Origin of the sequence: Bacteroides sp. OF03-11BH (genome assembly GCF_003604005.1) — a bacterium.
Lineage (GTDB): Bacteria > Bacteroidota > Bacteroidia > Bacteroidales > Bacteroidaceae > Bacteroides > Bacteroides ovatus.
Map to the genome: position 1 here is coordinate 24,716 of NZ_QTMW01000006.1, position 22,619 is coordinate 47,334.

Genomic DNA, 22,619 nt, shown 5'->3' on the forward strand with positions numbered 1-22,619 from the left:
AGATAAACAAAAAGATAAAAGCATGAAAGAGAAATCAGAATTTGAGAAGCGGACGGCGGAGAAGCAGGTGTCGCTGCTCACTGAGGCACTGACGAGTGCGGTGGATGCCAAGGGACATTGGTTGAATGCAAGCGGCAAACTCTATCCGAAGCTCTATCCCAAGGGCTTTTCGGTCAGTCCGTTCAATGCCCTTGTCCTTGCCCTTGACTCCGATGCCAAGGGTTGCAAGAGCAATCTGTTTACGCAGTTCTCCGAAGCGAAGGCACGGGGTGAGAGCGTGAGGGAGCATGAGAAAGGTGTGCCGTTCCTGTATTACAATTGGAATAAGTACGTCAACCGCAACAATCCCGACGATGTCATCACCAAGGAGGCATACGCAGAACTGTCGGAACAGGACAAACAGCAGTACAAGGGAGTGAAAAACCGTGAGATCCGTGTGCTGTTCAATATCGACCAGACGCTACTGCCTATGGCTAACGAAACAGCCTACACTACGGCATTGAAGAAGGATGGCACGGTGGAGGATAGAGGTTATGGCGACAAGGAGGACAAGCAGCTGCATGGGTGCGTCAACGGATTCCTTCAGAAGATGAAGGACAACCTCGTGAATGTACGTCAGGACGGCACGGGTGTGGCGCACTACGACACCGAGAAGGATGTCATCTACCTGCCACGGCAGCGTGACTTCGAGCACTACAATGACTATGTACAGGAGATGATGCGTCAGTTGGTGTCTGCCACCGGTCATCAGCAGCGGTTGGCACGTGAGGGCATGGTCATGAAGAACGGCAAAGCCCCGTCGGAGGATGCCGTGAAGAAGGAACGACTCATCACTGAGATAGCTTCGGGCGTGAAGATGCTCGAACTGGGACTGCCTGCCCGTCTGTCAAAGGACAGCCTTAGCATGGTGGACTATTGGACGAGGGAACTGAAGGAAGACCCTTGTCTGATTGATGCCATCGAGAGTGAGGTGAACGGTGCGCTGAAGGTGTTGAAGAAAGCCGAACTGGGTGAAAAGGTGGAGTATGCCACCGACCAGCATCAGCGAGAGACGGCGCAGATACAGGTGCAGTTGCCCAACCACTACTTCGTAGCAGACGAAATCAAGCAGCATCCCAACGAGGAGCAGCGTACTGTGGTCATCGTGCGTGATGATGCCAGCAAGACCGCCGATGTGGTGCTGCCACAGGGTGCATCGTTGGAGGTGAACAACGAGATCAAGGGCATGAACAAGCAACGCTTCACCAATGCCTTGCAGAAAGAGGGTTATGACAACGTGCGTTTCTACAATCCCGACGGAGCCTTGGGCTTCCGTCCCGACGACAGTTATTTCGCCGACAAGAAAATCACGGTATCAAGACTGCGCAACTGGTCTATCGAAGACCTATCCTCGTTGGATGCTTCTGAGGCCGTAACCCACAGCCGTGACATCGGTTTCGACAATGTGCAGTTGGTAAAGGATGACAAGGAGCGGTGGGCATTGTACATCAAGCCCGAAGGTAAGGAGGGCTTTGCCGTCTATCCCGACAAAGGAGACCTCAATCATTTCTTCACCACCTTGAAGCAGTCGATGGACAACATCGAGCGTGTGCGTGAGGAACTGGCACAGAAGTATTATGCTATGGCAGAGGCGAAACCCGACCTGAAGGTGGACATCTTCGGAGGTAATGAGCAGGAGGTTGATTTGAACCGCATCCAGCGTGTGGCAGTATTCCGTGCCAAATCGGGCGAATGCCTGTGTGCAGCCACTATTGACGGCAAGAAGTTGCAGCCGAGAAGTGTCAGTCCGTCACAATGGCAACGATTGTGGGTGGCTCCTGACAGGGATTCCTACAAGCAGAACCTTGCCGCCTCGCTGTTTGCTGATGTATTGCAGAAAGACAACAATGTCGAGCAAAGTACACAAGAGAAGCAGGAAGAAGCGACGGAGGTGAAGCAAGCGGAGACGGCAATTGTCGATAAGCATGATGAACAGAAGGAAGTGGTACTTAAGGAAGATAAAAGCTCTGAACAAAGGGAAGAGAAGAAACAAGAGGAAAAGAAAGAAGAAAAGAAGGATGAAAAGGCTGTCAAGGCTGCTGTCTCTCCCCTTGTCCAACAATATCTTGACTTGAAGAAGAAGCATCCTGATGCCATTCTTTTGTTTCGCTGCGGTGACTTCTATGAGACCTACAAGGATGATGCGGTGAAGGCATCCAAAATATTGGGTATTACGCTGACAAAGAGCAATGGGCGCAAGGATGATGAAGGCAAGCCGTTGGCAATGGCAGGATTCCCATATCATGCCCTCGACACCTATCTGCCGAAGCTCATTCGTGCTGGTGAACGGGTGGCCATCTGTGACCAGTTGGAAATGCCGAAGCAGACAACATCATCGAAGCGTGGAATTACGGAGATGGTGTCACCTGGAAAAGAGACAGGAAAGCAGATGGCACAGGAAAGTCAAGAAACAGAACAACACACCAGTCTAAGGAGATAGGCTTATGGGAAAGAACGCAGCGTATGCCGCACAATATGCGGAGGAAGCCAAAGAACAGATGCGGATGTATGGGATTCCTGCCTCCGTCATCTTGGCGCAAGCCATACTGGAGAGCAGCAACGGACAGAGCCAACTGTCGCGCGAATGCAACAACCACTTTGGCATCAAGGCTACGGCATCGTGGTTGAAGAATGGCGGAGAGTATGGAGTCTATACGGATGATAGGCCCAACGAGAAATTCTGTAAGTACAAAAGCGTGGGTGACAGTTATGAGCATCACTCGCAGTTCCTGAAGCAGAACAAGCGTTATGCGCAGTGCTTCACGCTGTCGCCTGACGACTACAAGGGATGGACGAAGGGCATTGAGCGTGCCGGCTATGCCACGGGCGGCGGTTATGCTGCAAGTCTGCAGCGCATCATTGAAGCCAACGGACTGGACAAGTATGACAGTGAGGTGATGGCTGAGATGCGGGCAGAAGGTCGGTCGTTCGGGGTGGAGAATAATCCTCGTAGAGAAATGCCTGCTGCCCATGTACCGCAGTCTGCCGGGTATTCCTTTCCTGTGGAGCGAGAGGAGTTTCTCTTCATCACCTCGCCTTTCGGCAATCGCCAGGATCCGATGGATGCCACCAAGCAGCAGATGCACAAGGGCATTGACATCAAGACGAACCATGAGGCGGTGTTGGCCACGGAGAACGGCGGCAAGGTGGTGGCGGTGAACCATAATGCGAACACGGCAGGAGGGAAATCCGTCACCGTGGAATACAGCCGTGAGGATGGCAGCAAGGTGCAATGCTCCTACCTGCATCTGTCTGACATAGCAGTAAAGGTAGGTGACGTGGTTAATGCCAGTCAGAAGTTGGGGGTGTCGGGAAATACCGGCACCAGAACCACTGGCGAGCATCTGCATTTCGGAGTGAAGAGTGTATCGGCTGACGGCTCAAAAAGGGATATGGATCCAGCCGCTTATCTGGCAGAAATCGGACAGAAAGGCAACATCAAGCTACAGGCCCTGCATAACGGCAATGACCTGTTGGCAAAATACAAGAGCAATGCGCCACAGGAGCAGAAGGTTTCGTCGGAGGACTGGATGAAGAAAATCCTTTCCTCGGAGGACAGCGGCGTGGGCATTTCGGGAACGAATGACCCTATACTCGACATGGCGATGACCACCTTCATGTCGCTGATGATGTTGGCAGCGCAGATTGACAGCAATGATGAGGAACGACAAAAAGGACTTATCTCTGCCATGGCAGCCAACCGGCTCGTAGATTTGACCTCGCTTGTTCCAGGCATGAGGCAATGCACCATTACTGTGGGTGAGAACGGCAAGACTGTGCTTCATGCAGAGAGCGGTACGGTGAAGATTGACCGTGAACTGACCTCCTCGGAGATGAACCGCCTGTCGCTCATTTTGGGCAATGCCAATCTGTCGGAAGAAAGCAAACGGACGAAGATTGCGGGAATGGTGACAGGCATCGTGGCGACACAGCAGGCTTCGCAGAACTTCGAGCAAGGGATGGAGGCTGAGAGTCAACAACAAAATCTGCAAAGGAAATGAAAAGGATAGCAAGTCATCTGTGTACATTGCTGGTGGGTATGGTAGCTGTGGCAGGACACTTCATGCTTACCCAATGGCTTTTCGGTCAGACCGTGGCCATCATCTATCTCGGCTTCCAACTTATCATAGCAGCGTGGATAGTCTATGAACTGATACGTGCGCTAGTATATGATGATTGAAAAGAGATTATTGTCATTGCTAAGACATTTCACTTGGACGATGGATATGTATAATTCAAATAGTATCGAGCAATGATCAAATGTAATGTAACAGTGTGCGGAACGGTCAGCAAGGCTGCGACCTGCCGCACGAACAAGGAGGGCAAGGCATTCGTGAGCTTTGCCATGAACGTAGTCATTCCAGCGAAGAGCGGGATTAACAAGACCATCGAGGTGTCGGTCATCAAAGATGGGACACTGACGGAGGTGGGCAGCTGCAACATCGGCGAACGCATTGAGGTAGCCGGTGTATTGGTACCAAGAAAATGGGGCGATGTCCTTTATTTCAACCTGTCGGCAAGCAGCATCAGCCACCAGCCTGACGAGGCAGAGGACTGCATCAAGGGCGTGATGGAGTTCCGCGGCAAGGTGGGCAAGAGCATTGAGGACAAGACGGACAAGAATGGTGTGCCGTACTGCCAGTTCTCCGCTTTCAGCGCAGAGAAAGTACAGGACGGATTTGAATACATCTGGGTAAGTTTCTTCCTATTCGATGGCAAATGCGAGGCATGGCTGCAACCAGGCGTGAAAGCGAACATCAAAGGGGCATTGTCTGTCAGTGTCTTCAATGACAAACTGGACTTCTCCTGCCGAGTGTCTGAAATGAGCGAATATGTTCCGCAGCCCTATAATGGTTAATTGACTATGGGAAAGCCTTATGCTAAGGAAGGTCCGAGTGCCGAAGACAAGGCACTCGACCTGTTTGCCGATATGATGATTGAGCGTATTCAGTCGCTGTCGGGCAAAGACGGATGGAAAAAGCCCTGGTTTACTGAAGGTGCGTTGCAATGGCCGAAAAACCTGAACGGACGAGAATATAATGGCATGAACGCTATGATGTTGCTCCTGCATTGCGAGAAGGAGGGTTACAAGATTCCTCGCTTCTGTACCTTCGACCGCATACAGCAGTTTAACAAAACTGGCAAGAAAGACGAGGAACAGAAGCCCCGTGTGTCAGTACTGAAAGGTGAGCATTCTTTCCCCGTGATGCTCACCACGTTTACGGTGGTCAATAAGGAAACAAAGGAACACATCAAGTGGGAGGACTACAAACTGCTCTCTCAGGAAGAGCGCGAAAAGTACAATGTATATCCAAAGCTTCAGACTTACCATGTCTTCAATGTGGCGCAGACCAACCTGAAGGAGGTCAGACCAGAGTTTTGGGAGAAACTGGAACAGGAATACTCGATGCCCAAGGTAGAGAAGGACGAGCAGTTTGCCTTTGAACCCGTGGATAGGATGATAGCGGACAACCGTTGGATATGTCCCATCAAACCGATGTTCGGTGATTCCGCCTATTTCTCCATCAGCAAGAATGAGATTGTGATGCCTGAGAAAAGGCAGTTCAAGGATGGGGAGTCTTTCTACTCGAACCTTTTCCACGAGATGGGACACTCCACGGGTGCGGAGGGACAGTTAGACCGCATCAAGCCCGCTACCTTCGGCTCGGCAGAGTATGCACGCGAGGAACTGGTGGCAGAACTGACGGCTGCGCTGACCGCTCAGCGGTATGGCATGACAAAGCATCTGAAAGGAGATTCGGCTGCCTATTTGAAGTCTTGGCTGGATTCGCTGAAGGAGTCGCCGCAGTTCATCAAGACCACGCTACTCGATGTGAAAAAAGCTACCTCAATGCTCACGCAGCATATCGACAAGATTGCTATGGAGATAGACCAGGAGAAAAAGGCTGAGCAGGAAAACGGGCAAGGGAAAAGTTATCTATCCATAGATGACGGCGACCATGCAGTCTTGGCATATAATGGTTCTGCTGTATATATCCAGCATCATGAGAAGGAGGACTCTGTAAAGATTGCTGTGCCGACGAGTAACGGTCTGGAAGTGAAACTCTCTGTTCCTTACGACCACGGCAAAGACCTTGACACCAATTATCAGGAGGCTTTTGCCCAGTACAAAAGCCTGACAGAGCCTTCACAATCGAAAGAAAACGTCTATTATGCCTCCATCGCCTATCTCCAATCAACGGATGACACATCGGAACTGGATAAGCTAAAGGAGAAAGGTGACTATCAAGGACTGCTGACGCTTGCCAAGGAATACTATGACGGGAACGGCATGGACGAGGAGCAGACCTACAGGAAGCCGTGCCAGAACAGAGGCGATGACCTGCTAATAGAGGACAAGGACTTTGCAGTGGTCTATAACGGGAGTGTCGGCGGTACGTATGAGGTGTTCCTGAAGCATACGGAGCAAGAAGTGCGTGACCATATCACTCGCTATGGCATAGGACGTGCCAGTGAGGACGTGAAGGCTGTGGCGAGGGAGATGACCGCCGAAGAGTTTTCGGAATTGGCGCAGCGAAAAATGCCGATATTCCAAATGCCGAATGGTGGTTTGCTGAACCTGCAATATAACAAGGATAAGGATAGCCTGGATGTGGGGACTGTGACCAATGCAGGACTCTCTGTGAAGCATACCTTCCCTTTCAGCCACAACCATTCTATGGACGCAAACATCAGCTCTGCGTATGAGCAACTGCTTGACATGGAGGAGTACCAGAAGGAAGAGGTACAAGAGGAGCACGTTGCCAAGTCCGCTTTCCGAAGATGAGAGTAGTATCGTAGTATATACTAATCGTAGGCTTTACTACTCATAGTAGGTACTAACAATAGTCAGCCGCAAGGAGTAATGTCCCTGCGGCTGATTTAATTTGGGGTCATTCCATATTATGAAGGAATGCTTGTAAATCCTCGTCTGGAATGCTCTTCAGTTTCACCGGCTTGAAGCCGTCCAACTGCTCCACTTGAAATATCTCGTCCACTCCATATTTGGAGCCATCCACCTTTACGCTCTCCATTTCATTGACGGAGGTATAGCCATACTCCGTTTCATGCAGACCGCATACGATGGTGAACAACGTGGTGTCGTTACCTTCCGGCTGTCCTTCAAGTACGAACCAACGGACGTGTCCGATGAAGAATATTGCCACACAAACGGCATCCTTGCCTTTGCCGTCCTGTGAATACAGAGGATAGGATTTCAGTATCTCCTCCAATACGGGTGTAATCAATCTGCTTGCCATAGTCAATCGTTGTTAAGTGTTCTGTAATACATTCTGTTCTCTACAAGGTGTTCGATGGCCTCTGCTGCCAATCGGCACACCCACTCGTCACGCTGGTCATAACGACCTTTTTGATAGTCGTTGGCAAGGCGTTCCAAGAAGGCAAACACCACCTTGCCCTTTTCGTTGATAAGATAGCGATGGTCATCTGCAAGGGCATTGCCTACCTTGGCGGCTGACCCCATCTGACCGTTTACGAACCGTGAGAAGCACTCGACAAATGCCTGCTCGTTTTCTGATAATCTGTGTAATTCCATACGCAAAGAAATTATTTGTTCAACTTGTTTTTCTTCCCTCCTTTTGAAGCCTTTCGGCTCCTCTTGTCGGGAACTGATTTTTCGTGCATCAAAAGACTGCGGAATGAGGGCGATAAGGCAAGAAAACAGACGGAGGAGTTAATGAAATACCCAAATCTTTGATTTGCGGAAAGCTGTCGTTCAGTCCTCTGCCTGTTAGCATGGCGGTACTTGACCATTCGCCCGGGCAGTAACTTTGCAAAGAAAAATGGGCATCGGCAAGTGGAATAGACACTACAAAACAGGAAAATCATTGATTTTTAGTGCATTTTTCTTTATTTCTTTCTTTGATTTAGGATAAAATATATAACTTTGCCTCCGAAAAAGTGTCACAAGTGACAGTTTTTCGTAAAATATGATAGTAAACAGATATAGATACATAGAACAGTTGAGCCGTTCAAAGAACAACGGGCTCATAAAGATAATCACAGGATTGCGACGTTCAGGCAAGTCGTTCCTTCTGAAGAAACTCTTTCATCAGCATCTATTGGATGAGGGCGTGAGAGAAGACCATATTCTCGTCATCGACATGGAGAGTAGGAAGAACAGAGAGTTCAAGAACCCGGACTACCTGTTGGACTGGGTGGAAAAGATGATGATTGACTATGAGACTTATTATATCATCATCGACGAGGTGCAGGAGGTGGAAGACTTTGTAGAGGTGCTCTCTTCCTTGTCAGTTACCGAAGGGGCGGATGTGTATGTCACAGGCTCCAACTCGCGTTTCCTGTCCTCTGACCTGGTGACGGAATTCCGAGGCAGAGGTGACGAGATACATGTGTGGCCACTATCCTTCAAGGAGTTCATGACGGTGTATGATGGTTCGAAAGAAGACGGTTGGGCTGAATACAGACTGTACGGAGGTTTGCCGCAACTACTTACACAGGTTGGGGATGAGAAGAAGGCTGATTTCCTGCGTCGCCTTTATCGCACGGTATATCTACGTGACATCTACGAGCGGAACAACATAGAACTGAGACCTGAATTTGAAGAATTGTCGAAGACCGTAGCATCCAGTATAGGAGCACCTGTCAATGCACTGAATATAGCCAATACGTTCAAGTCCGTAAGCAATGTGCAGAGCATAACCGACAAGACAGTGTCGGCTTATCTGGAATATATGCAGGATGCTTTCCTTATCGAAAAATCCGAAAGGTTCGACATCAAAGGACGGAAATACATAGGTTCGTTGTCCAAGTATTATTATCAGGACGTAGGTCTGAGGAATGCTATTCTGTCGTTCCGTCAGAGCGAGCCGACACATATCATGGAGAACGTCATCTACAATGAGATGCGTATGCGAGGATGGCTCGTGGATGTGGGTAACGTCTATCATCGAGTGAGGAATACGGAAGGAAAGCAGCAGAGGGTGACATTGGAAGTGGATTTTGTCTGCAACAAAGGGAGCGAGCGGATCTACATCCAGTCGGCGTGGCGTATGCCCGATGCAGAAAAGATGGAACAGGAGAAACGGTCGTTGCGTCTTGTAGATGACTCTTTCCGCAAACTGCTGATCGTGGGAGAACATACCAAGCAGTGGAGCGACGAAAACGGCATACAGATAATGAGTATATATGACTTCCTGCTTGACTGGTCAAGTACTGAGAAACACGGATAAAAAAAAGATATGCGCATAGAATATGCGTTAATACATATATGATTAAGGGAGGGCCTATCCATCACGGACAAGCCCTCCCTTTCTAAAATTTATCAATGAAAAAAAAGTTTTAGTGCTCTTGTTCGGAGCTGTATGTCTGGCTATAGATACAGCAGGATTCTGGTATGGCGGTTCGCCTCATTGGGCGAGTAATCGTCAATGCCGCCATCGAAAATCTGAGAGATGGTGCCATTTTCCATACCACGTTTCATCAGTTCCTCTGCAATGAATCTGGCACGGGAACGGCTGAGGTTATCATTGATGGCTTCACTGCCTGTGGCACTGTCGGCAGCGCCGATGACCTTAACTTTCAAGCCATATTTCTTGGCGATGCGTGCTACTTCGTCGAGATTGACGAGCTGTGACCTGTTGAGCAACCTGTCAGTGCCAAGTTCAAAGAAGAAATAGATGGGCGCACCTATGCAAGCCTTTCCTGAGTGGATGAGCGATAGGTAATCGTCTTCCGGCTCACCTTCAGCATTGCCATATTCTTCTGTACAAGAGGCGGACTCCATGACCTTTGTCTTTTGACCATTACCATACTTGTCTCTCATTCTTGCACGCAGCGAGTTGAGACCGCTGTAGTCGTTTCGAGGATAGCCATTTGTGACGGAAGAAGCGGCATCGTCAGAAAAGAGGTGGCCGTACTTGTCCAGAAGTCCCTCGATGGCAAGAATCTTGCGCAGCTGCTCCAGAGTCTGACAATCTCGATCGTGCTGGGCGTGATAGCGGCTGTTGCTGTCAGAAAGGGATGAGGCGTATGCCGAAAGCCATTCGTTCTGTGCGATGTACGGGCGAGCGTCTATCACTCGCTTCCAGCCAGTCTTGCCGATGCGGACAGAGAGGCCGAGGGATGCGGACAGCAGATGGTCGCCAAGGCGGTGTGCCTTGCCATAGCCGTCAAAATCCTGCATGGTGGTCATGTTGCCTATCTCTGCCGTAACAGCAATGCGTGGGGAGAGATGATACTGCCCCTGTATGCCGTAGGAAATGGCAAAGGGCTTGTGGGCATTCACCTTGTTGTGCAGCATACCCACGCCCACGTATGGAATGACACTCCATCTGGCAAGAGTGTGTACATCGTCCTTGTAGAGGTTGCCGAGGACATTCCACATGAAATCAGCACGCAGGTACTGGTAGTCCTGCGAGGAGTTGTTGCAGTCGTTGAACTGCATACCGCCATAGTTCAGACGACCGCCGACGGAAGGTGTGAACCATTTGCCGATCGACACGGAGAATGCCGGTTTCATGCGACCGAATAGGTCGTTGCATCCGAGCGGTTTGCCGAGGAAGACCGTAGTTCCTCCTGCCGCTTGGACAAACCAGTTGTCCGTCCATGGCGAAGCTACCAATGCCCCTTTCATGTAGGAAGGTTTAAGCGGACGAAGCATACCGTCTGCCGAAAGTCTGCATACAACGGTGGTGGTGTCCGCCGTGCGGTGATAGTCTTTGGCTTGCGCACCCAATGAAAGGGCGAAGCCAAGGGATAGAATAAGTATTTTTCTCATGTTGTTCAATTTAATCTGGTGAATACTATAACAGGTGATACGTGACAGTGCCGCTTATCGTTTCTTCCTTTTGCCGGAAGAGGGGCGCATCATGCGTGCAGCTTTCATCATGCAACGGCGTGCCCAAGCGCGTTCATCCTCGTCATCGTCACGTCCCCATTTGAGGTCGGACGAACTGCCGCCACCGCCATGACCTTCGGCAAAGGTGGTGGCATCATCGACGTAGCCGAGGAATAGAAGCGTGGCACAGTACATCACCTCCGTTCCATTCTCCGCAAAGGCCTGAAGCAGGGAACCGTCAAACACGTCCTTGCCCTCATTGGAAAGCCGTGCCACACGTTCGGAGAACTCGCTGACCATGTTTTCGAGAAGGGCATTTCTGAGAACGGTGTCCGCACCTTGTCGGATAGTATCGGAATATCTGTGTGCCTCCTGCCGCAACTCCTCCGTGCGCTCCTTCATGGCGGTCATCTCCTCACGCAGGGCATCGAGCTTGCGGTCAGCCTCTGAGAGCTTCTCCTGCTTGTCGTCCAGTTTCGACTGGATAGCGGACAGTTCCTGCTCCAGCTCTTGGACTTGCTGACGGAGAGCATCAGGATTGTCGTGACCTGCAAGAATCTGCCGATGCAATTCAGCAAGTGCCGCCTCCTTCTCAACCTTCTCCTGCAAGAGGTTGTTGACCATTGAGGTGAGTCCTTTTACTCTCCGCTCTGCCAGACGGATGTCCGATTGGAGCGAGGCGAGTGTCCGCTGATGGGTGGCGACGGACTGCTCAATGGTGGTGCACTGTTCTGACAGCTGGCGGCGGTATTCTTCGGTGGTGCGGTGGCGTGCTCCCGTCTCTGAGACGGAAGTTCCGCGCTCCATGCCCCAACGCTTGTTGACATCGGCAAATTCGCTGTGCAGGGCTTTCATCCTGGCAGAAAACTCGTACTTGTCCTTTCCGGCGAATATCTGTTTGTATGCAAACTTGCCGTCCTTGATTGGCAAGAGGGTGCAGTGAACGTGCGGATTGGTTTCGTCCAAGTGTAAGATGAAAGCGACGATGTTCTCCTCACCGTATTTGTCCGCAACAAAGCGGTAAACATCCTTTGCCCATTCCTCAATGTCCTTGCATCGGGTTAGATGCGAATTGTCCGCTCCGTGAGTGAGATTCACCTTCTGGTCACCGAATGCCAATTCTGTCATACGTTCTCGTGAGCCTCCGAAGATGAAATTGACCACTGTGCGGAAGCGTGGCTCTGCCAGTCCCTCGTTGGGGTCTTTGATTCCACGGCTCCGCAGGATGTCTGCCATGCGCTCCGGGATGCTTCGGCTCTTGTCTATAGGACAAACCTTGCCGCCCCGAACCTCGAAGTTGAGCCGCTCACGGCTGCGGTCGTAGTTGCCTGTTGATTCAGCGGATCCCCAACCCTTTTCCGTCCAACGGCGTTGGTGCTCGTTGCTCTGTGCTGTGGTGATTCCCTTAGATGGTCGGAAATCCATAACCTGTTTTGGTGTTGCCATAACCTATTTCCTTTTATGTGTGTACAACTCTCCTGTCTCCAGCTTGCTGCTTGTAAGGACAGCCTCCCGATGGTCGGAGACCAAGAGGGGTATTAGGCTACCCAAATTCCCTCATTTCCGACCAACGGGCAAGCCCGATTATTTTACAGCAATGGCAGACGTGTAAACACTGTGCCAGTAGAAAAGAAGAAGCGTTGTACGGTGATTATTAGAGGTTAATACAGCCTTTTGATGGACAGGAGCCCTCTTGGTTGGCTACAATGGCAAGGAACGGTCGGCAGAGTGACTGAAACTGTGACTTGATGGCTGCGCTTTCCTGATGCAAGGCTGGTGAGCTGCCATCCAATGCCAATTCTGATATTGCCTTTGCCGCCTCGATGAATGAGAGCCAGTCTCCTCCCAGGTCTTTGTAAAAGAAGGGAAGAAGGGAGGTAACGAGGGCGTTATCTGTTTCCTGCGAAAGCACCTGATGGAAGGTGGCTTCGCAGACAGCTGTGAGTGCAGTCATACAAAAGGCGTGTCCTACAGATTCGGGAATGTTTCTTCCGCATGGCACCTTGCCAATTGAATTGCCATTGTCGGCTTTCTGCAAGATAATGGCTACTTCCTCTGTTGCATCTTCGTAGAGTTGTTCACATTCCGAGGCGCAAGCCGATGCGGACATCTTGCCGCTTCGCCATTCGTCCAATGCGGTACACATCTTCTGGCGGAACACATCCAAGGCTGCGTCAATCGGAGAAACGGCAGGTGTCTCAGCCAACATCGGGATGGTGATGATTTGGCTCTTCGTGAGACGGGTGACGGAAATCTGGTTCATCTTCTCCAACTGCTCGATGAAGGTGCGGACAGTGGCGCGGTGCCAATGCCAGCATCCTGCCAGTTCGGTAATGGTGATTACAAACTGCCCGTTGGACAGGCTGAACTCCTGCTTGCACAGATCCTTGGGGATGTACTGTACAGAAGCCTTGTCTACAAGGTCAAGGTAGGCTTCGAGCTTCGACAGCCTTATCCCGGACCTCTCTTTCAAGAACTCCAACAGGGACATCCGTTCAGACATCTTGCCGGAACTCGTTCTATGTTTCTGTTTCTTCATTTCAATAATCTGTTTGGTGAATACTGTTGTTTGTCGCCAGCTCCATTATACAAAAGGAACGGCATGATACAGGTGATACTTAATAGTAGTATATGATGAGCATTTCTGTGTCTTCGAGGAGCATCTTGCGGTCAGCCTTGTTCTTCCACAGCGATATGACTATGCGCGAGGGATAGAACAGTGATGCCAGAAGGACAAAGGAGATGGTGACAGCAAGCGTGAACAGATGAGGAGTGAAGACAAACACCACTGCCGCCAACGCGGCGATGCAGAAGGGTGTCCGCTCCTCGTGCAGACGCTGTAGCCACCTCTCCACATCCATAAAGACAAAGAATATGGCAAACGCTATGGTGGAAGCCACTACGCCTATGTCGTTATAGTGTACACAGAGGTAGAGGAAGTGGAACACGTACAGCAGGATGAGCAGCATCAACCGGTAGAGCTTCCTTGCTGTCACAAGCGCGGTCATGCGCAGATAGAACCGTGTCATAAACTGTCTGCGGCTTCTGTGCAGAATCATCGTCACAAAGAAGAACGCTGACATCAGGATGAGAAACAGTATCTTACTTGTCATAATATGTATAGCATGTGAATAATGGAAGTGGACTCAGGTCGGGCTGGACGACACCGTGTGTGGCAGTGGATATGATACGCTCCACATCCTCCAGTGTCAGTTCTCCCTTGATTATTCTCTGACGGAAAGCTCCGTCGGTTGTCCGAAGGCTCTTGATAGCCTGTTCCAAGTCGTACTCGGCTATCTGCCACACTTGCCCTCTCGTGTAGGGGAAATGATGGTGGATGGCCTTGACCACAAGCACACGGCTGAGGATGTCGGTCATTCTGCCGTTCCTGACTATCGTGTGGTTGCGGACAGTGGCGATGCTCTCAATCTCCAGCCATGTGCGGTGACGGTCGAGAAGATGGATAATCTTCATGTAAAGCGTTTCCTTCATCAGATGGTCGGGAGCTTGTGGCATGACTTTGGCCTTTGTTGTGGACAACAGAATGGAGCGTTGTTGCGGTAGAACAGGACTGTCATCTGGCAAATGTAACTTTCAAATGAAGTCGAGCAGGACTTCCTCCTTGGGCTTCATGTATTTGAAGAACCCGTTCTTGCAATGCAGACTGAGGTCGAGGCATACATCTGCCGACATGTGCTCCAGCGAGTCATAGATGGTCACTTTTATCTGGCTGACCATGCCACGCTCATCTGTGGAGCCGTTGACCTTGAACATCCGTCCGAAAGAAGGGTTGGAATAGGCACAGCAGCTGTGTCCGAACTCCGTATGACGGCTTGGAATGTGGTGATAGAGGATTATCATTTCCATCTCGTCTTCGAGCATATCCATCACCTCCTCTATCGTGAAAGGGGTGTTCAACTGGAAAGTAAGAAGCACGTAATCGTCATACTTGACAGGCTTCTCCATCTTGCGCTTGTCCAGCAGTTCTGGCAACTGCAAAGGCACGACGGCAAGGAAATCATCGCAAAACTGTTCTAACATAATCGTATTCTCTGTTTGGGGTGTTTATAATCTTGTGACATAAATCTTCATCATGAGCATGGGCATATCCGACAGGCGTTGCTTGTCGAGGTGCAGTTTCTTGGCCAGACCGTCCATCTCCTTGGGGAGCGCATCGGCTATTTTGTAGAGGTCTGCCTTGTCCTTGTCGGAGAGCACGCTCACGGAAAGGTCATCCATCGTCATGAACGGCTGCATCATCATCAGGAGGTAGGCGTGCATGGTGTGCTCGTCCTTTACCCTGCCACTATTCAGATCCTCGATAGCCGCTTGTGCGTTGCGCAGCAGACGGTGGTTGGTGCGCATGGAGAGGTATATCATTGCATCCTTGTGGGACAAATCCTTGCGGTCGGCGGCACGGAGTATCTCCCGACAGCAGTGTTCGGTGTTTCGTCTGATGTCACCGATGTCATCGTCAGCAAAATCCGGCAGGTATTGCAGGAAGGATTTGAAATACAAATGCTCTTCCTTGATGAAAGCGAGCAGGTCTTCCTTGCCGTGAATGCCTTGCTTGGCGGATTTTTGCAGGAACAGCAGGTAACGCTTCAGTACCGCCTGTTTACCACCTTTATTATATATAGGCAGGCTATCCAAGGAAGCGAAGAATGGCTGTGCTTCCTTCACGGCTTGCTGTAGTTCCTCATCACCAACATGGGAAGAGGTCTGTTCTCTGAGATAGAGCAGGTCGTGAAAGGTGCGTTGCTTAGACATCGCCATACGGCACAGCTCGATGTGGATGGAGTCGTTCAACTCATGATATACCGTGAACGGGTATGAGTGGGCTTTCCTGACAGTGTCACGTGAGATGCACGATGTCACGGAATCGTCCAACACGCGCCATTCGTTGACAATCTTAACTAATGTCTGAATTGAGACCTTGCCGTTCTGTCGAAGAGTGGTCAGAAAGCCATGATACTCTCTGATGGCTTCATCGCTCGAATGGAACGACTTCGTGCCGTTTCCGTCTGAACATGCTGTCAGCATGACTACGGCAAACGCAGTGGCAATACAAATGGCAAGTCTGATACAGCCATGCGAGTTTGATTTTGCATTATGCAATATTTGCTTCATGCAATGGAGGTTGGTTTGTCCTCCGAAAAGTTGGGTTTCATATTTCATTGTTGTCATTATTTTGAGTCTGATTTTGAAATTGACGGTGCAAAGTTAATGCGTTTCAGCGATATATTTGCAAGAATGACAGTAAGTTTAATCTTATTTGTGTATCATACTTGCGAGTATGATTTTCAATGAAATCAAGTGAAAAGAAAATGGCAAATTATCGTGTTTAAGTATGATTTTTCGTTCAAGTATGATTGTTTCTCGGAAAAATAGTGTACCTTTGCACTTGATTTCATTTAATAGCGTACAACAGTATGGCAAAAGTAGGTTACATCTTTATCGCCACCAATGGCGAAGAGTATGCAGAAGACAAGGCTTGGATGCAGCAATACGGCTGTGTTCAGGTGATAGAGGAACTGTCCGAACACGAGAGGCTGCGCCCGATGTGGAAGCAGCTCATATCGAGTCTGGAGCGCGGCGACGAGCTGGTGGTGTCGAGGTTCAGTAACGCACTGCGTGGCACCCGTGAACTGGCTACATTCATAGAATACTGCCGTGTGAAGGTGGTTCGCATCATCTCCATCCAAGACCGCATCGATACGTTTGACGAACTTTTCCCCGACACCAAGCCCTCACAGGTCATCCGTATGTTCGGGTCACTCTCTGAGGAGTGTGCCGTGCTGCGCAAGGCATCGGCACACATCATCCATCTGCAACAGAATATCCGGCCGCCCAAGAAGTCGGAAAGGGCACTGTCGAAACTGGAGCGTGAGAAGAATATCGTGAACATGTACAACGAGGGGCACAGCATAGATGACATCTTTGCCATCAGCGGCTTCACAAGCCGAAGTTCCGTGTTCCGCATACTCAACAAGCATGGTGTGACGCTGAACCGTGGACCTCATAGTGGACCGCTGAAGAAAAGGAATAAAGAATAAACAAAAAACAGATACAATGAATAAGACATTCAACATCTACTGTGATGAAAGCACCCACATGGTGCATGACGGTCATCCCTACATGCTTTTGGGATGTACAAGTATAGCATACACACAAATCCGCATGGCAAAAGATGCCATAAAAGATATTAAGAAGAAGCACGGCTATAGTGATGAGCTGAAATGGACAAATGTCCACGAGGCCACGTATAAAGTCTATGCAGAGCTTATAGACTGGTTCTTTATGAATGACATGGAATTTAGGGCTGTGGTTGTTGACAAGAGTCAGATTGACGAGAAACGAGAAGACTATACGTTTAATGATTTCTACTTTCGCATGTACTACCAATTGCTGCATCACAAGATGGACATGGATTATACATATAACATATATATGGATATCAAGGACACATGCAGTAGCGATAAGCTGGAGAGGCTCAGAAAAATAATGGAATACAACTCTTCCATTGGCAGGTTTCAGTTTATACGTTCACACGAAAGTGTCTTCATCCAATTGGCAGATGTTCTAATGGGAGCCATCAACTACAACCTTAGATATGAAAAGGGAGAAGTTGAAGGAAGGGTGAGAGCCAAAATGAAGCTGATTGAAAAGATAAAAAAACACAGTAATATCAGTCTCAACACCACAACTCCCAAATTTAGAAAGAAGTTTAATTTGTTTTTTATCGCACTGAAATAGCCAATGAGCAGTTTGAATATTATCAAGAAATACCCTGAGCTGCTGGAACTGGCATATCTCAGTGAACGAGAAAGAGAGCATGATCTTCATGCAATATTCAAGCGTGATATAGAAGATAACTGTCAATTCTCATTCAGAGGGTGGCGCATCTATCCTATAAAGACAGATGGCGAGATTGACATGGCAAGATTGTTCAAGCATCTTACCTGTGAAGAAATCATGGTTGAGAACGAAGACGGTACGACTTATCCAAAGCGAGTATTCGAGATGGCTCGTTCACAAAGGCTTCATTGGATAAATCACCATGTGAGAGAATTGACACCAGACAATCTGGATGTATTTACCATAGAAGAGAGGGACGGCAAAAAGCGTAAGGTCAAGAAAACATACATCTATGATAAAGTGGAAAAGTATGTTATTGTCTTGGAACAACAACGTAGCAACGGATTCTATCTGTTGACAGCATACCATCTTAACAAAGAGTATGGACTAAAGGCTTTGGAAAAGAAGATGAAAAAGAGATTGCAGACACCACTATAAAACGCAAGACCCGAATTGCATCAAAGGCAACCGGGTCTCGAAACTCCTTCTATCTATAGATGAGCGCTGCAAAGGTACGAATATTCTTTGAAATAACGAAGGTTTTTCATTGAATTCTTCTCGATTTTAACATTTGCAGGGCAGTATTGTAAGATAACAGGAAAGAAAATAGCATAATTTTACAGAAAATCGTAATGGAAACATTCAAAGACGTTATATCAAGTGACCAACTTGTCTTGGTCGATTTCTTCGCCACCTGGTGCCAGCCATGCAAGATGATGCACCCCATCCTTGAGCAGGTGAAGGAAGTGTTGGGTGACAGAATCCGCATCATCAAGGTAGATGTGGACAAGTATGGGGTGACTGCAAGTCAGTATGGCATACAGTCTGTGCCCACATTGATGCTGTTCAGACGCGGCGAAGTGTTGTGGAGGACGAGCGGTGTGATGCAGAAATCAGAGTTGCTGGCAACGATTGACCCGTTTTTAAGATAAAAGAGCAGAAATGTCAAAATCTAAATTAAAGTCTGTCCTCATGTCCATGGACAAGAGTGAAATAATAAAAATGGTATTGGAACTTTATTCTGCACGGAAAGAGGCAAAGGAATATCTTGACTTCTATGCAGAGCCGAATGAGGGCCAGAAGCTGGAAGAGTATAAGCACATCATACGGGAAGAGTTCTATCCGAGCAGAAACAGAGAGCCAAAGACACGCTTCTCAGTGTGCCGCAAGGCATTGTCCGACTTCAAGAAACTGAAGCCTTCGGAAGATTCAGTCGCAGAATTGATGGTGTTCTATATGGAGAATGCCTGTCAGTTCACTTATGACTATGGAGACATGTGGGAGCAATTCTATGATTCTGTTGAGAGTAATTTCGACAAGACATTGCGCCACATCGTGCTTTATGACCTTTGGGACAAGTATGATTCCCGAATCAAGCAATGCCTTCGTTGGGCAAGCCCTTGTGGATGGGGATTTCCTGACGCACTGAATGATATGTATGAGGAAATGAAGGCGCAAAATGAGGAACTCCGAAAGAAATACAGGAATTTCAAGATGCCCATCAACGCTGATTATTAAACGAATATACTCAAATGGGGAAACCAAAGAAAAAACATAAGAAAGCGAAACAACTGCCCTTAAGCAAAGAAGAGCAGATTTTTCAAGCGGCAAGAGACCTTGCAGCTGAAATTGGCATATCCTATTCTGAGGCATTAGGGTTTACTTTGGGCATAAAGGACGTAACGTATGGTTGGGAAGAAGACTATACGGAAGAAGAGTTTCAGGCACTGATTGACCACGCTGTGGGAGACACTGATTATGAGCACACCCTCTATTGAATCATCTACACGAGAGGAACGTTTGGATTACGTTCTGAATGAATGGAGATGTCTGCACAACTGTGAGCTGTGCGGTAAGTGCCATATTCTGAAAGGCAGAAGCGAAGAAATACTCTATGCAGACTATATAGACGGCAAGCGGTCATATATGGATATAACATTAGAAATCAGAAGCAACAGATAATGATGTCACAGAAATACATATATCCATCGTTGTTCCAAGAGGAAGAGCCGCAAGAAAGCGTTCCTGGTGATAAGAAAGAGTATGACCTGACGAATCTCTTTGAGAGATTGGCAAAGTCTGATTTTCGCAGCCGGTTCCATCTGTCCAAGCAAGACAGGGAGTATGTAATGGAAAAGGGATTGCCGACGATACGAAAACACGCAGAGGACTTTGTGGCAAAAAGACTTGCTCCGGCTGTCATACCGAACGACGGCAAGCAGACTCCCATGCGTGGGCATCCTGTTTTCCTGGCTCAACATGCCACTGGCTGTTGTTGCCGGGGATGCTTCTTCAAGTGGCATCACATCTCAGCAGGCAGGGCACTGACCAAGGAAGAACAGGAATATGCTGTTGCCGTATTGATGGCATGGATTGAAAAACAGATGAATAAAGGATGAAGATAGAAGAAGCCATAGTATATGTGATGGTAAAGCGAAATGGCGGCATGACAACCGACCAGATTGCCGATGCCATCAATCGTCATAGGCTGCACCTGAGAAAGGACGGTCAGCCTGTGACAAGCAAGCAGGTGTATGCAACAATCTGCCGTTTCCCTGAAATGTTCACAAAAGAAGCTGGCAGAATCATGTTAATGATATGACGTAACGATATGACAATAGATACAACCAACATGTGCTCACACCTTCAGAAGAAGTTGTTTGAACCAGAAGGTGTGTATTATCCTATATGGCAAGCCATGCAGGATGATGAGACCTTGACAGCAGTGGTACGAAGCAGACAGCTGCACATCTACAGAAACGGGAAGAAAATTCTCGTTCTGGCAGGTAAGGCACAACCGAAGATTATAAGGGAAGACAAAATACAAGAGTTAATAACAAGATTATAAACAAAACATCAAATCATCAAAACAATGGACGCAAAAGAAAAAGTATTGGCAACAATGAAAGAGGCTGGTCAGCCTCTCAACGCAGGTAAAATCGCAGAACTCAGCGGTCTCGACCGCAAAGAGGTAGATGCAGCCATGAAGCAGCTGAAAGCAGAGGGTGCAATCGTCTCTCCTGTGCGTTGCAAATGGGCACCTGCAGAGTAAGGTTTATACTGCTGTCTTGAAATATAGGCAGCAGTATCTTTATTTTTATCAAAATGTTAAGGTGAGGAATCTGAATATCCTTGCCTACGGACACAATTATCCGCTGCATCTTTTTGGGGTAAGGTGCAGACGTATGGCTGTCAGCGTATCTTGGTTTAAAGACGCTTAGCGGTCACGGCGGAAGTCGTTTCGTCTCTCTCCGCCGAACAAAGCTCTGAGCACATTGCCCAAAGCTCCGAACACGAAGTAGCAAACGATGATTGCAACAATATCGTCCATAAGCATTTTCTGTTTTATGGGTTATACACTATTATGAAGATTCACTATGTCCAATCCCTGCCTCTTGGCTTCTCTGACGGTGTAGAACGTGCCGCCCTTGGGATTGCCATCGAAGTAGGCTATGAGACGTGAACTGCGGTTGACCATATAGTCGTTGCGCCTCAGAAGGCAGCCATTGTAGTATTGCTCGCTCAATACGACCACGTCATCCACGATGCGCAGGATGGCATCATACTTGGCTTGCTCTTCCTTGCTCCACCGGTCAGACTGACCACGGAACGGCACAACGGCTATCACCTGCAAGTCCTTCAACTCGCATTGCAACGAAAGGGCGGCTTCTGCCGCCAGCAGGTCAAATCCCATTGCCATGCCACAATAGAAATACCGGTAGCCGTCGGCATACGCCTTGGCTATCTCCGATTTGAGACATTGCTTCAACTCCCTCCGCTTGGCGAAAGGTACGCTGCGGTGTCCGCTGAAGCATACGGACACTGCCTTGTCGTACTTTGTCATACTTTACCTTACTTTATAATGTGTGCGTGCGAGGAACATACCGCCAATAACACATGCCCCGAGCCTTTCGAGTTGGTTGGCATACTTGGCATAGCTGAGACCCTTGGTTATCACATCGTCAAAGACCAACACCATTTTGTTGTCGAAGAACGGCTCATCAAACTCAACGACATTCGCCTTGCGGACTTCATCCTCGTTCTTGCGGTTATCGTGGATGGTCTTACGCTCTCCGCATACCCTCACGTGCTCGTAGCCGTTTTCCGCTCCTGTCAATTCACACACCCTGTGGCAGAAAGCCTTGTAGCGGAGTTCGTTGCTCTCGCTTGTGGATGCTGGAACGGGGGCGAAGACGATGTTCACGCAACCCTTGCCGTAGAGTGTCAGCATATTCTCTGCGGTGCGCTGCGCCACTTCCTCGTAGGCTCTTCCGTCCTTGAAGTCAAACACTAATTGTCTGTCGGCAATCTCCTTCTCACCCACATTGCGGATGCGTGCGGGATAGTATTTGCAGAACCAAGTCTGAGGCTTGTCTAACTGCTTTTGGATTTGATAGTCATTCTTGTGTGCCATTGCTCTTATGTTTTTTCTTCCCTTATTTCGGAGGCTTTTCCTGCCTGCCCAAGGGATATTTTTTGCTTTCCAAGAGTGATGGCGATCAAAAAGCCAAATCGGGAGCGAAAAATACGCTCTGCACGCAGAGGAAGATTTTTCGGTCAAATGCAATGGACGATTTGGTGTTTGAACAATCGCCAGCATTACCTTTGCAAAACAATATCCGCAGCGGCAAGGCAGGCGAAAAGAAATCTGTTATGTAAAAGAGGAAACGGGCGGGATGGCGTGGGGCGAAGCTGTATATGGGGAAGGACGATAGTTGATATGAGGGAAAAAGAGAAAATCTTGTAATAGGGAACGACATTGCCTTTTATCAGCATGGAGACAGTCCTACAAGCAGAGAAAACTATTGCCCTAAAAATGAGTTGGATAGTATTGGAAAATCCAGTGTAAGATGCCCCCTAAAACCAAGCGATTCTATCCCCTTGTGCCCAAATAATCCTGCCC

The 22,619-nt window shown here is 48.8% G+C and carries 27 protein-coding genes; 16 read left to right on the forward strand and 11 right to left on the reverse strand.

The window, feature by feature from the left end:
- Positions 1–22 precede the first annotated feature (22 nt).
- The 5 genes from DXA54_RS06250 to DXA54_RS06270 all read left to right on the forward strand — a co-directional run bounded on the left by DXA54_RS06250 (position 23) and on the right by DXA54_RS06270 (position 6,826).
- A complete protein-coding gene (locus DXA54_RS06250) occupies positions 23–2,479 on the forward strand; it encodes a zincin-like metallopeptidase domain-containing protein (RefSeq protein WP_005816257.1) in 2,457 nt (818 codons plus the stop codon).
- A 4-nt stretch (positions 2,480–2,483) separates the two neighbouring features.
- Positions 2,484–4,040, forward strand: coding sequence for a glucosaminidase domain-containing protein (locus DXA54_RS06255; protein ID WP_005816260.1), 1,557 nt, complete (start codon positions 2,484–2,486; stop codon positions 4,038–4,040).
- Positions 4,037–4,219, forward strand: a complete 183-nt coding sequence (locus tag DXA54_RS06260) for a hypothetical protein (protein WP_005816263.1) — start codon at positions 4,037–4,039, stop codon at positions 4,217–4,219. Before DXA54_RS06255 ends, DXA54_RS06260 begins: the two co-directional genes overlap by 4 nt.
- Before the next feature lie 72 nt (positions 4,220–4,291).
- Positions 4,292–4,897 carry a hypothetical protein gene (locus DXA54_RS06265; RefSeq protein ID WP_005816265.1) on the forward strand — a complete coding sequence of 202 codons (606 nt, stop codon included), beginning with the start codon at positions 4,292–4,294 and terminating at the stop codon, positions 4,895–4,897.
- 6 nt (positions 4,898–4,903) lie between these two features.
- The gene (locus DXA54_RS06270; protein ID WP_005816267.1) at positions 4,904–6,826 is read left to right on the forward strand and encodes a zincin-like metallopeptidase domain-containing protein; all 1,923 of its coding nucleotides are present in this window, start codon (positions 4,904–4,906) and stop codon (positions 6,824–6,826) included.
- 106 nt (positions 6,827–6,932) lie between these two features.
- Here DXA54_RS06270 and DXA54_RS06275 read toward each other — a convergent pair whose 3' ends face one another.
- Positions 6,933–7,298, reverse strand: a complete 366-nt coding sequence (locus DXA54_RS06275) for a DUF2958 domain-containing protein (protein ID WP_005816269.1) — start codon at positions 7,296–7,298, stop codon at positions 6,933–6,935.
- A gap of 2 nt (positions 7,299–7,300) precedes the next feature.
- A complete protein-coding gene (locus tag DXA54_RS06280) occupies positions 7,301–7,594 on the reverse strand; it encodes a hypothetical protein (RefSeq protein ID WP_005816271.1) in 294 nt (97 codons plus the stop codon).
- 394 nt (positions 7,595–7,988) lie between these two features.
- Here DXA54_RS06280 and DXA54_RS06285 point away from each other — a divergent pair, with 394 nt between their 5' ends.
- Positions 7,989–9,251 (forward strand): ATP-binding protein, encoded by a 1,263-nt coding sequence (locus DXA54_RS06285; protein WP_005816273.1) that lies wholly within the window; start codon positions 7,989–7,991, stop codon positions 9,249–9,251.
- Between the two features lie 140 nt (positions 9,252–9,391).
- On the opposite strand, the gene DXA54_RS06290 is transcribed toward DXA54_RS06285, so the two are convergent.
- The 7 genes from DXA54_RS06290 to DXA54_RS06320 form a co-directional block, all read right to left on the reverse strand.
- On the reverse strand, positions 9,392–10,798 hold the full coding sequence (locus DXA54_RS06290) for an OmpA family protein (protein WP_005816276.1): 1,407 nt from the start codon (positions 10,796–10,798) through the stop codon (positions 9,392–9,394).
- A gap of 54 nt (positions 10,799–10,852) precedes the next feature.
- Positions 10,853–12,304: a MobV family relaxase gene (mobV, locus tag DXA54_RS06295; protein WP_008665034.1), complete on the reverse strand. Its 1,452-nt coding sequence runs from the start codon at positions 12,302–12,304 to the stop codon at positions 10,853–10,855.
- A gap of 208 nt (positions 12,305–12,512) precedes the next feature.
- Positions 12,513–13,397 (reverse strand): hypothetical protein, encoded by an 885-nt coding sequence (locus DXA54_RS06300; protein WP_005816280.1) that lies wholly within the window; start codon positions 13,395–13,397, stop codon positions 12,513–12,515.
- A gap of 79 nt (positions 13,398–13,476) precedes the next feature.
- Complete coding sequence (locus DXA54_RS06305) at positions 13,477–13,971, reverse strand: hypothetical protein (RefSeq protein WP_005816282.1); 495 nt, start codon at positions 13,969–13,971, stop codon at positions 13,477–13,479.
- Complete coding sequence (locus DXA54_RS06310) at positions 13,961–14,374, reverse strand: hypothetical protein (protein ID WP_005816283.1); 414 nt, start codon at positions 14,372–14,374, stop codon at positions 13,961–13,963. Before DXA54_RS06310 ends, DXA54_RS06305 begins: the two co-directional genes overlap by 11 nt.
- Before the next feature lie 78 nt (positions 14,375–14,452).
- Positions 14,453–14,899 (reverse strand): hypothetical protein, encoded by a 447-nt coding sequence (locus DXA54_RS06315; protein ID WP_004319947.1) that lies wholly within the window; start codon positions 14,897–14,899, stop codon positions 14,453–14,455.
- A gap of 24 nt (positions 14,900–14,923) precedes the next feature.
- Positions 14,924–16,036, reverse strand: coding sequence for a hypothetical protein (locus DXA54_RS06320; RefSeq protein ID WP_005816286.1), 1,113 nt, complete (start codon positions 16,034–16,036; stop codon positions 14,924–14,926).
- Between the two features lie 254 nt (positions 16,037–16,290).
- Here DXA54_RS06320 and DXA54_RS06325 point away from each other — a divergent pair, with 254 nt between their 5' ends.
- The 10 genes from DXA54_RS06325 (at position 16,291) to DXA54_RS06370 (ending at position 20,768) form a co-directional block, all read left to right on the forward strand.
- Complete coding sequence (locus DXA54_RS06325) at positions 16,291–16,914, forward strand: recombinase family protein (protein ID WP_005816288.1); 624 nt, start codon at positions 16,291–16,293, stop codon at positions 16,912–16,914.
- A gap of 16 nt (positions 16,915–16,930) precedes the next feature.
- Entirely contained in the window at positions 16,931–17,614 is a 684-nt protein-coding gene (locus DXA54_RS06330; RefSeq protein WP_005816290.1) for a DUF3800 domain-containing protein, read from the forward strand.
- 3 nt (positions 17,615–17,617) lie between these two features.
- Positions 17,618–18,154, forward strand: coding sequence for a hypothetical protein (locus tag DXA54_RS06335; protein WP_005816292.1), 537 nt, complete (start codon positions 17,618–17,620; stop codon positions 18,152–18,154).
- Between the two features lie 194 nt (positions 18,155–18,348).
- The gene (trxA, locus tag DXA54_RS06340; protein ID WP_005816294.1) at positions 18,349–18,648 is read left to right on the forward strand and encodes a thioredoxin; all 300 of its coding nucleotides are present in this window, start codon (positions 18,349–18,351) and stop codon (positions 18,646–18,648) included.
- 10 nt (positions 18,649–18,658) lie between these two features.
- Positions 18,659–19,234 carry a DUF6155 family protein gene (locus DXA54_RS06345; RefSeq protein WP_007837469.1) on the forward strand — a complete coding sequence of 192 codons (576 nt, stop codon included), beginning with the start codon at positions 18,659–18,661 and terminating at the stop codon, positions 19,232–19,234.
- Positions 19,235–19,248: 14 nt separating this feature from the next.
- Positions 19,249–19,494 carry a hypothetical protein gene (locus DXA54_RS06350; RefSeq protein WP_005816298.1) on the forward strand — a complete coding sequence of 82 codons (246 nt, stop codon included), beginning with the start codon at positions 19,249–19,251 and terminating at the stop codon, positions 19,492–19,494.
- 183 nt (positions 19,495–19,677) lie between these two features.
- Entirely contained in the window at positions 19,678–20,115 is a 438-nt protein-coding gene (locus DXA54_RS06355; protein ID WP_005816300.1) for a DUF4186 domain-containing protein, read from the forward strand.
- Entirely contained in the window at positions 20,112–20,318 is a 207-nt protein-coding gene (locus DXA54_RS06360) for a hypothetical protein (protein ID WP_005816302.1), read from the forward strand. The genes DXA54_RS06355 and DXA54_RS06360 overlap by 4 nt, the downstream gene beginning before the upstream one ends.
- 9 nt (positions 20,319–20,327) lie before the next feature.
- Positions 20,328–20,564 (forward strand): hypothetical protein, encoded by a 237-nt coding sequence (locus DXA54_RS06365; RefSeq protein ID WP_005816304.1) that lies wholly within the window; start codon positions 20,328–20,330, stop codon positions 20,562–20,564.
- A gap of 24 nt (positions 20,565–20,588) precedes the next feature.
- The gene (locus DXA54_RS06370) at positions 20,589–20,768 is read left to right on the forward strand and encodes a transcriptional regulator (protein WP_005816310.1); all 180 of its coding nucleotides are present in this window, start codon (positions 20,589–20,591) and stop codon (positions 20,766–20,768) included.
- 300 nt (positions 20,769–21,068) lie between these two features.
- On the opposite strand, the gene DXA54_RS06375 is transcribed toward DXA54_RS06370, so the two are convergent.
- Together DXA54_RS06375 and DXA54_RS06380 are read right to left on the reverse strand one after the other, a co-directional pair.
- A complete protein-coding gene (locus DXA54_RS06375; RefSeq protein ID WP_005816313.1) occupies positions 21,069–21,560 on the reverse strand; it encodes an SLOG family protein in 492 nt (163 codons plus the stop codon).
- A 3-nt stretch (positions 21,561–21,563) separates the two neighbouring features.
- Entirely contained in the window at positions 21,564–22,130 is a 567-nt protein-coding gene (locus tag DXA54_RS06380; RefSeq protein ID WP_005816315.1) for a hypothetical protein, read from the reverse strand.
- Between the last annotated feature and the right edge of the window lie 489 nt (positions 22,131–22,619).